Source organism: Microcoleus sp. PH2017_34_RAT_O_A (assembly GCF_020737885.1).
In the GTDB taxonomy this organism is placed as follows: Bacteria; Cyanobacteriota; Cyanobacteriia; order Cyanobacteriales; family Microcoleaceae; genus Microcoleus.
On record NZ_JAEQDD010000152.1, the window covers coordinates 1 to 10,012 of the forward strand.

The window sequence follows — 10,012 nt, forward strand, 5'->3', positions numbered from 1 at the left end:
TATTCCTGTAGTTTTAGGACTGTGGACTAAAATTACTAACGTAGATGTCTAACATTGACTACTTTTGGGTAGCTTTGTCCAGGTTTTTACGAGCGGTAACTTGTACTGGTGTTGTTTGCTGAAGCCCGAAATGTTCGTCACCAAGACGGCGAGGGTGCGGGCGATCGTGAATAAATCCGAGACGACAGTGGGCCCTTCTCCTGCTTCCGGTGCGCTGTACCCCACTGTTCCGTAGATGTCCCCATCTAAGTCGTCAATGCGCCGCACCCCACCCATATCGATCAGTTTCACGTCATTGCTTTCGAGCATGACGTTATCCGGTTTGAAGTCGCAATAAACTAAACCTTGCGCGTGCAGGTAGGCAAAAGCGCCGAGAATGCGATGAATGTAGGCGATCGCTTCAGCAACAGGTAACACTCCGCGCGTCTTGCGAATCTCCTTGAGCGTCTGACCTCCAACGTACTCCATAATGATGAAGCCTTCGTTGAGGTGGTTGACGAAGTTGTAAATCCCAACGATGTTGGCGTGTTTGACAGAGGCGAGGAATTGGCGTTCGGCTACAGCAACGGCAGCACTGGCTTCGTCCTCCGTGTTGAGCAACCCCTTAAGAACGACGTAGCGCGACAGACTCCTATCAAATCCCAAATAGATCCAGCCGAGTCCCCCGTAGGCGATCGCACCTTTGACTTCGTACTGGTTAATGACGCGATCGCCTGGTTTGAGGCTGGGAACGAAGGAATACTTATGACCGCACTTCGGACAAAACCCTCTTTCCCGACTTAAAGCGTTGTTGCAACTGGAACAGAAGCGTTTGTTTTCCGGGACGACGGCTTCTACAAGCAGCGCCTTTTCCGGTTCAGTGGAAGGGAGTTCCGGAATCGACACCAATCCCGCACCTAATTGTTTGCGGCTGCTTCTAGAGGCGCTACCCGTGCGCCGGGAACTGCGGCTGCTTGCGGAGGATGAACCCGTCGGCGTACTGGCTGTGGGTGAATTGGTTCTCGATAAGCTCGCGTTCGATGCAGTGGGGAGAGGGGAGGAAAGCAGCCGTTCAGCGGTTTTAACGGCAGCCATGCCGCAGACATCACAATAGCCATCCTCGATCGTTCCCGTACAACCCGATTTTTGGCATTTATCGCCATCCATTATGACAGATTTCCTTAAGAAAGAATTGGTGTATGGTGGATTCTTTCAGTATGCGCGACGAACCCAAGTTCAGGGATATTTGGGATAGCTTTGCAATGGAATTTAACGAAATTTAACGATTCGATCGCCTTTTAGACAAGGGTTTTAGAATTTAGTTTGCGATCGGCCACACAAACGAGACAGAAATTCTCATATTGCGGTCATTCTGTTAATCCTTTTTATCTAAAAAAGCCACTATTTTTAATAAAGCTTCACGATAGATTTTTTTGCCATCAGCATTGAGGTGAACGCCATCCGAAGTCAAATTAGCCTTCAAAGCTTTACCTTCAAATAACGGCTGCAAACCAGCTTCATCAATTGATAAATTTTCAGCAGCAGCAACCTGGCGAATCAACTGATTAAACTTATCGACTCTCGGAATCGGAGCAGCAACAGTAACATCGCGACTGGCCTCAATAGTGGAATAAAAAGCTGGCATCAAAATCACCTGTTTCGCCCCCATATCTTTTTTGACAGTGCTAATTATTTGCCGCATATTTTTCACAAATTGTCCGTCCATAGTTCTGTAAATAGCATCGTTTGTCCCGAGAGCAACAATCGCGCGATCGCACTTAACTTGAGCAGCAGTTAAAAACTTAAGCTGTTCCAACTGAGAAATCGCAGTCAGGCCAGAGATCGCAAAATTGAAAGAATTGTCACCCAGATTATTCCCCAGCATCGAAGTGATCGAATCTCCAAAAAAACAAGTTTTGATATGCGCGTTCCGAGTCACAGCAACTTGATACTTTACCTCATCTTGCCACCAAGACTGAGAACTCAGCGTATCCGTCGGCAATTCCAGATAATTTGCATTCGCCATTACCAAAGTTCTGCCCAAATAGCCCCGCTTCCCTGTGTAGATTAAGATAATAGATAGCAAAACTACATTTAACACAATCGAAAATATAAAAACATTTTTCATTTTTTTCTTCCCAACGCACAATCTATTATTGTCATCTAAAAAAGGTTTGTAGTGAGGACTTCAGTCCTTATTTTTGCGGGTCAAAATGCTCACTACAAACGATTATCAAAAAATTTTTCTTTATTTTATTCTAGTCTGATGCCGACTTGCATTCCTCACTACAATCAAATTCTGAAACATTTCTTCTCTCTTCTCTTCCTCTCTGCGTTCTCTGCGCCCTCTGCGGTTCAAAAAAAACAATTCTGTATGTAACGCGAATCTTAAAGCATAACTTTTAACCTTCAAATCCCGTGACTTTTTCCAAGCACCCAACTGCGGCGAAAAATCCGAGCCAAAGTCGATTCTTCCAACGCAAAATAGATCGGGCGGCCGTGTGGACAAGTGCGCGGATTGCGAGTTTGCTGCCATTCATCCAACAAATTTTGCATTTGAGAAAGATTGAGAGGAGTACCATTGCGAATAGCGCTACGACAAGCAGTAGCAACTTGAGCAGCTTGCAAATCTGCGACTTTACTGAGTTCAAAAAGCGCATCCGCACAGTCATCTCGATCGACCAATAAATCCGGTACTTCCCGTGCCGCCCATAACTGTTCGCCAAAACTTTCTACTTCCAAACCCAAGCGGGACAAATTCTCAATTTGCAGGGCAGATAATTGACTGAGAATCACTGGTTTTTCTAGAGATTTTAGCTGCCAATCAGCGCAGATACGTTCGTACAAAACGCGCTCGTGAGCGATGTGCTGTTCGACTAACCACATTCCGCTAGAGTGTTCTGCAACAATGTAAGTATTATGAACTTGAGCGATCGCCCTCAGTTCCATCAATCCTATTTTACGACCTGTTGTCTGTTCGTCACCGCCATCACTCTTTCGAGCTGAAGTCCCCACACTGTAAGCACTTTTTTGTTCTGATGCTTTCAACAACTGTCCCACGCGATCGGGAATTGGAGGATCTGCCAAAACCTCATCATTCAGGTGCAAAGCCCGATCGATTGCCGCGCCAACTTGTGCTTGCCAAAAACTCGGATCGTGCAGATAAATTTCCACTTTAGCCGGGTGGCGGTTCCAGTCGATTTCCGAGGGGGAGAGTTGTAGGTGAACAAAACACACGGGATAGCGATCGCGCGGACAAGTGCGGGCGAAGGCGCTGAGAATAGTTTGCTCTATTTCGGGCGATCGCACAACCCGTCCATTCACCGCCACCTTAACCCAATCCGGCCGCCTGCGGTGACAGCGATCGGGCAAACCAATTACTAACTCCAAAGACTGGGAATTGGGAATTGGGCATCGGGCATTGGGCATTGGGAATTGATAATTGTGGTTGTTTGTAGCTCCCACAAGTTGAGTTTCTACCAAAAAAATTGCAGCTTTCTGATTCTCAGGACTCGCAGGCAAATCTAACTTTAAATATTGTAAATCGCTCGATCGCACGCCGCGCACAAACTGAGGTAAAATCTGTTCCGCTGTGCTCGCCGAAGTTATGTAAAAACAAGGCGCATTTGCTTGGCGCAACTGCCAATTAACGTAGGGGTGACAAATTGCAATTTGCTGGAGGATTGATTGGATCGATCGCATTTGCTGTGCCGGCGACAAAAAAGTGCGGCGCACGGGCCAATTGCCAAACAAATTAGCCACAGTCACCACCGTGCCCGGAGCAATTGCCACTGTTTCCAGCTCCACAGCTTCCCCAGCGTTGTTGTAAACTACCCGCCAGCCCGATCGAGCATTTTCAACTCCCGGCTGGTTCAAAGATGACTTCTCAACTCCCCCCCTTGTTAAGGGGGGGCTAGGGGGGGTTTCCGCAGACTGTCGATTTTCCCAATAATCTCCGAATCCCAAATCGTTGGGCCTGCTCAAAACCTCCAAACAGCCCAACTGAGCCAAACTGTGCAAAGCTTCACCGCGAAATCCCAAAGTAGCAATTTTGTAAAGGTCAGCTTCCGTGGTAATTTTGCTCGTACTGTGAGGCGAAGCCGCCTGCTGCAAGTTTTCCCGATCCATTCCCGTACCATTATCGGCAACTTGCACCCGCCATTGTTCGGGCCAAACAGACACAACGATGCGAGTTGCGCCAGCATCCAGAGAATTTTCTACTAATTCTCGTACCGCAGCGGCGATCGAGTCAATAACTTCGCCTGCGGCAATTAAATCGATAACTTCTGCGGGTAAGGTTTGAATAGTAACTGGCATCAGATTTTTAGCGGTTCGTTAATTCAATTATACCTGATTCTGCCACTCCATACACACGATCGCGATCCGCCCAAAAACTGGTAATGTTCCACATAGTTAAGTCGTAGATGTTCCCAACATTTTAGACAAAAGTTCAAGCTCCCAGATTCACTTGTGGGGGCAACTATCCAATCTCAAACTTGTCCTGAGCATCTTGTCCTGAGCGTAGCCGAAGGGAGCCGAAGGAAGTCGAACAATCTCAAATCGATTAAATGATTGATTGAAGTCGGTGGTGACAAACAAACATTACTTAAACTCCACAGACTAACTGATGACTTTTGGCAAGCGGATGTAAAAAGTGGTTCCTTTTTTGTTTTCCGACTCATAACTAATTTCCCCTTTGTGAGCATCAACAATCGACTTAGCAATCGCTGTTCCCAAGCCAGTACCAGTCCGCTTGCCATAGGTTATAAACGGTTCAAATAACTTGTCCTTGATTGATTGCGGAATGCCAGGGCCGTTATCATAAATGCTAATTTCTGCCCAATCCTCACTTTCTGTCAGCATAATCTCTATTCGGCCCCCGCGTCCGCCAAAAGCTTCAACAGCATTCCCAACTAAATTTTGTAAAACTCGCAAAATCTTATTGTCGTCAGCTTCCACTATCACTTCTGATACCCCCAGCACTAAGTCTACTTTTGCAGCCTCAAAATAAACTCTGTTCAACTTTTCAAACTGCTGCAACGTCTGGATGAGATTAACTGGTTTTTTATTTAATGCAGAGTTCCCACGCGAAAATTCTAATACTTCCTCAGCCATCCCCAACATTCGCTGAACTTGCAACTGAATAAGTTCACACCATTCCTGAGTTTCAGCATCGGGGTGCATTTCTTTGAGCATTTCGCTGGAGAGTTTAATTCCGGTAAAAGGACTTTTGAAATCGTGAATAATTGTGCTCACCATTTCACCCACCAAAACCATTTTTTGTTTGTGTACGAATTGGCTAACATATTGATCCGTGGTAGAGCGCAAATTTTTAATAATGAAACTAAACATTTGCATTACTGAACTGCCTTTAGCAAACTCGAGGTTTGCTATCAATTCTTCGCGGCCTATTTTGGCCAAACTCGATCCGGCAACTGCCACAGCTCTAGCACTGCGAGGCTCTCCGTCTAAAACTCCGAGTTCGCCAAAAAAATCGTCGGGCTTAGCGACAGCAATAGTTTGATATTTACTGTTGTCAATCCGCTTGCTAAACTCGACTTTACCTTCTAAAACTAGATATAAAAAATCGGCTGTTTCTCCTTCTTCAAAAACCACCGTTTCTTCAGCAAAACTTTCCAATACAGCTATTTGGCACAGATGAGCAGCTTGAAGAGGTTCAAAATAAGACATAAATCGATGAGATGCCAGATCCATGTGAAAATACCTGAGGCTTAATTGAAACTGTTTCTTTCTTCTATCTTCGCGCTATAAGCATCGATGCGTTAATAAAATACAATACTGCTGGAATTTGCTGTTATTTTCTGGCATCCCTGGCTTTGAGGGAAGGGTAAGCCTCGATATGGAGAGCCAGACTAGCACAGCGGTACCAGAAATCTCACCAACATTCTAAGTTAATTGACTAAAATACATATATATGATATTTGATCTCAGATTTAAATGGGAAGTGCGATCGCACTTTCGGACACGCCCCCACAAGATTTTAATTGTAGAGAGATGCTGCAATTTCAATGCCGATCGCCTTCGATTACCAAAAATTAACGATCGCCCTGAGACAAGACAATCCCAGCATTCTGCCCGCCAAAACCAAAACTCAAACAAACCGCATTTCTCACAAAAGTCGATCGGGCGCAGCGAACAAAATCTAACTCAAACCCCGGTTTTTTTATGCCAGTACAAGGCGGCAACACCTGGTATTTAATACCCATCAAACAAAAAGCGACGCCCAAAGCACCCGAAGCTCCCAAAGTATGACCAGTAGCCCCCTTCGTCGAACTAACAGCAACTCCTTGGCGAAACAATTTCTGAATTAACAGGGCTTCGTGTCGGTCATTTAAATCAGTTCCAGTACCGTGAGCGTGAATAAAATCTATATCAACCGCCGTTAAATTGCTACGTTTCAAACATTGATTTACCGCCGCGATCGCACTTTTTCCGCCCAACTCCGGCGAATTAGCATGAAAAGCATCATTTGTCAACCCAAAACCGGAAATTAGACCGTAAATTCTAGCGTTGCGGCGCCTTGCCAACTCACTTGATTCTAATACAAATAAAGCCCCGCCTTCGCCGAGCACCAAGCCTTCCCGCTCTTCGTCAAAGGGATAACAGCCCGTGTTTGCCAAAGCACCCATCCGGTTAAATCCAGCCACAGTCAGCGGTGTAATTGGCGCTTCAACAGCACCAGCGATCGCGCGCTGACACTCACCGGTGCGGATTAAATCAACAGCGCGGGCGATCGACTGTAGGCCCGTCGCACAAGCAGCCATCGGCGCCAGCACAGGCCCCATCGAGCCAATTGCCCTCGCCACCGCGATCGCCCCCATGTGAGGCAAAAAGTCCACGAATTGGGCATCGGGAATTGGGAATTGGGCATCGGGAATTGGGAATTGGGAATTGGGCATCGGGAATTGGGAATTGGGCATTGGTAATTGGGCAATTCTCCCCATCTCCCCCTCTCCCCCTCTCCCCCTCTCCCCCTCTCCCCATCTCCCCCTCTCCCCCTCTCTTAGCAACAGTTCCAAATTAGCCTGAAAGCCGCGACTAGAACCGATCGCAATTCCGCAATCAGGAATCGGCAAAGTCAAATTAGCATCTTGCAAAGCATCTGCTAAAACAGGCAAAATTAAACTTATTAAATCAGCAGGTTTTGTACCTACCAAAGCCAAAAGTTGCGGTTCAAGTTCTAAAAAAGGTTGATGTTGCCGAATTCCCGACTCCCCAGATAACAATCTTTTCCAGCTATTTTCCAGATTTCCCAACGCTGAAACAAGACCAATTCCCGTAACCACAACATCCATAAGTATCAGTTAGAAGGCAGTAGTTATTAGTTAGTTGTGATTAGTTATTCGTAATCTATGACTTGTTGGTTGTTGATGCGTAGTTATCAGGTATTAGTTTTGGCTTGTTACCAATAACCAATAACTACTACCAACTCCCAACGGCAAACTGTCAACTGTCAACTGTCAACTGTCAACTGACTAACTAGCAGCCTTAAAATTTTCTAAACCCTGGGTCACAGTAGCCTTATCAATCCGATCGCCCGCTTGAATCTTATCAACAACATCCATCCCTTGCTTCACGTAGCCAAAAACCGCATAGCTACCGTCCAAAAACGGCACATCGGTCAAAGTAAAGTAAAACTGAGAAGAAGCCGAATCAGGACTTTGCGATCGAGCCATAGCCACAGCCCCGCGAGTGTGCATCAACACGGGTTTCTGAGCAATCCCAGCTTGTTCTAGCGTTTGGCTGTAAGTCGGGTTCGGGGCATCTTTAGCTTTAATTTCCAGAGGAATCCTGCGTTCGACAGATGTTTTCGGGTCAATAAAGCCCCCAGTTCCCAGCCGCGACGCAGGGAATTTAGGGTCTTTGCCCTGGGGGTCGCCACCCTGAACTACAAAAGGCTGAGGTTCCCGCACCACTCGGTGAAATACCAGCCCGTCGTAGACTCCTTTCTGAATCAAATCGACAAAATTGCCCGCAGTAATTGGGGCATTTGTGCCGTCGAGTTCGATCGTAATCGGAGTACCTTTAACCGTCATCACTACCGTTGCTTTTCCTTGCAAGCGTGGCAAATTGCTAAATTGCGAACTCGCCGCCACAGCAGCAGGAGACGGAGACGGAGACGGAGACAAAGAAATGCTTTCACCCGACGCCGGATTTGGTGTCGGAGTAGAGTTTGCAGCAGGGGAACTACCGCATCCCCCGACAAACAGCGCGCCAATTATTAAAAGTGAGAAGAACCACCGCTGAATTTTGATTTGCATTTGCATTTGTATTTTCACTTTCACTTCATTCAGATCTGGTACATGGCCGGGCGCACTCTAGATTTATCGATTTTGTGCGCCCCGCCGTCCAACCTACAAAACATTACCAATATCAAATCGAAAATCCCAAATCCCAAATCCCAAATCTCTACAGCCCTTCTAGGGACACTTGCAAAAATCGAGCCAATTCGGCAGCTTGATTTTCCACATCAGACAAAGAAATGGGCTGTCCGACTCTTGTCAGGGGAAACTGACGGCGGTCTTTGAGCTTAAGATAAATGCTGCGGCGGGGGCTGAGACCTTCTTTAATATCGACCCGCACAGATTGCACGTCCGATGTCTTGCAAGTAAAATCAAGTTTGCGGTTTTTGCCGGGAAATCCCCAACGGAAGATCCGAATGTTACCTGTTTTGCGATCGAACTCATTGTATCCGCCGCCAACATCCCAGAGAACAGTCAGCCACAGATAAAGCCCCAACAGCAGGGCGCAGACACCGTAGAAACCCATCGCGATGCCTTGGGGGATGAAAATAAGCTGAGTCGGGTCAGCAAAAGGCAGCAGGTTCTTGTGTAAGTAGCTGGAAATGCTCGACAGCAGGAAACCAGTCCCTCCAATGCTGACAACCGTTGCCCACCAGTAATTGCTGAAGCGACGAGATCCCAAAACCTCATAGCGCAGGACAGAATCGATCGAGGTCATTGTTTTTGCAGTCATAAATTTAAACAGCCTTAAACCAAAATTTTAATTCAACTAGCCTACCTTAGTCTCACTCCGCTGGCGCGATCGCCCAGTCACGATCGCGATTCTGTATCAACTCCTGCTGTTCTAGTTGAAAATTAATGAACTTATAATATATAGTTATGTTAAGTTTAATTAGAAACCTTGGTCTTTTAACAAGCAAAAGGATTTTACCGTAATGACAATCGCAGTCGGACGCGCCGAGAACGAAAGAGGCATCTTTGATGTACTCGACGACTGGCTCAAGCGCGATCGCTTCGTCTTCGTAGGCTGGTCTGGCATCCTGCTATTCCCCTGCGCTTACATGGCGATCGGTGGCTGGTTAACCGGCACCACCTTCGTTACCTCCTGGTACACCCACGGTTTGGCAAGCTCCTACCTCGAAGGAGCCAACTTCCTCACCGTCGCAGTCTCCACCCCAGCCAACAGCCTCGGACACTCCCTGCTGTTCCTGTGGGGCCCCGAAGCACAGTGGGACTTCACCCGCTGGTTCCAACTCGGTGGTCTGTGGGCATTTGTCGCCCTCCACGGCGCCTTCGCACTGATCGGCTTCTGCCTGCGTCAGATCGAAATTGCCCGTTTAGTCGGCATCCGTCCCTACAACGCCCTCGCATTCACCGGCCCGATCGCCGTGTTTGTGTCCGTGTTCCTGCTCTACCCCTTGGGTCAATCAGGCTGGTTCTTCGCCCCAAGTTTCGGCGTCGCAGCAATTTTCCGCTTCCTCCTATTCCTGCAAGGCTTCCACAACTGGACGCTCAACCCCTTCCACATGATGGGCGTTGCAGGCATCTTGGGCGGCGCGCTGTTGTGCGCTATCCACGGTGCCACCGTGGAAAACACCCTGTTTGAAGATGGCGAAGGTGCTAACACTTTCCCAGCTTTTAACCCAACTCAGTCAGAAGAAACCTATTCCATGGTTACAGCTAACCGTTTTTGGTCGCAAATCTTCGGAATTGCGTTCTCCAACAAACGTTGGTTGCACTTCTTCATGCTGTTCGTACCCGTCACAGGC

Annotated in this window: 8 protein-coding genes; 1 reads left to right on the plus strand and 7 read right to left on the minus strand. The window is 47.3% G+C overall.

Annotated elements, in window-relative coordinates; genetic code table 11:
- Window positions 1-48: 48 nt before the first annotated feature.
- The 7 genes from JGK11_RS31230 to JGK11_RS31260 form a co-directional block, all read right to left on the minus strand.
- Window positions 49-1,146, minus strand: a complete 1,098-nt coding sequence (locus JGK11_RS31230; protein ID WP_293193712.1) for a serine/threonine protein kinase — start codon at window positions 1,144-1,146, stop codon at window positions 49-51.
- 208 nt (window positions 1,147-1,354) lie between these two features.
- On the minus strand, window positions 1,355-2,107 hold the full coding sequence (locus JGK11_RS31235) for an SGNH/GDSL hydrolase family protein (protein ID WP_293199187.1): 753 nt from the start codon (window positions 2,105-2,107) through the stop codon (window positions 1,355-1,357).
- Window positions 2,108-2,388: 281 nt separating this feature from the next.
- Window positions 2,389-4,296, minus strand: coding sequence for a DNA mismatch repair endonuclease MutL (mutL, locus tag JGK11_RS31240; RefSeq protein WP_293186885.1), 1,908 nt, complete (start codon window positions 4,294-4,296; stop codon window positions 2,389-2,391).
- A gap of 303 nt (window positions 4,297-4,599) precedes the next feature.
- Entirely contained in the window at window positions 4,600-5,694 is a 1,095-nt protein-coding gene (locus JGK11_RS31245; RefSeq protein WP_293186886.1) for an ATP-binding protein, read from the minus strand.
- A 341-nt stretch (window positions 5,695-6,035) separates the two neighbouring features.
- Complete coding sequence (locus tag JGK11_RS31250) at window positions 6,036-7,295, minus strand: beta-ketoacyl synthase N-terminal-like domain-containing protein (RefSeq protein WP_293214287.1); 1,260 nt, start codon at window positions 7,293-7,295, stop codon at window positions 6,036-6,038.
- Between the two features lie 180 nt (window positions 7,296-7,475).
- Window positions 7,476-8,261 carry a peptidylprolyl isomerase gene (locus tag JGK11_RS31255; RefSeq protein ID WP_293186888.1) on the minus strand — a complete coding sequence of 262 codons (786 nt, stop codon included), beginning with the start codon at window positions 8,259-8,261 and terminating at the stop codon, window positions 7,476-7,478.
- Window positions 8,262-8,409: 148 nt separating this feature from the next.
- Complete coding sequence (locus tag JGK11_RS31260) at window positions 8,410-8,976, minus strand: photosystem I assembly protein Ycf4 (protein WP_293186889.1); 567 nt, start codon at window positions 8,974-8,976, stop codon at window positions 8,410-8,412.
- Between the two features lie 202 nt (window positions 8,977-9,178).
- Between JGK11_RS31260 and JGK11_RS31265 the strand changes: the two genes are divergently transcribed.
- A partial coding sequence (locus JGK11_RS31265; protein WP_293186092.1) for a photosystem II D2 protein (photosystem q(a) protein) occupies window positions 9,179-10,012 on the plus strand: 834 nt, incomplete at its 3' end.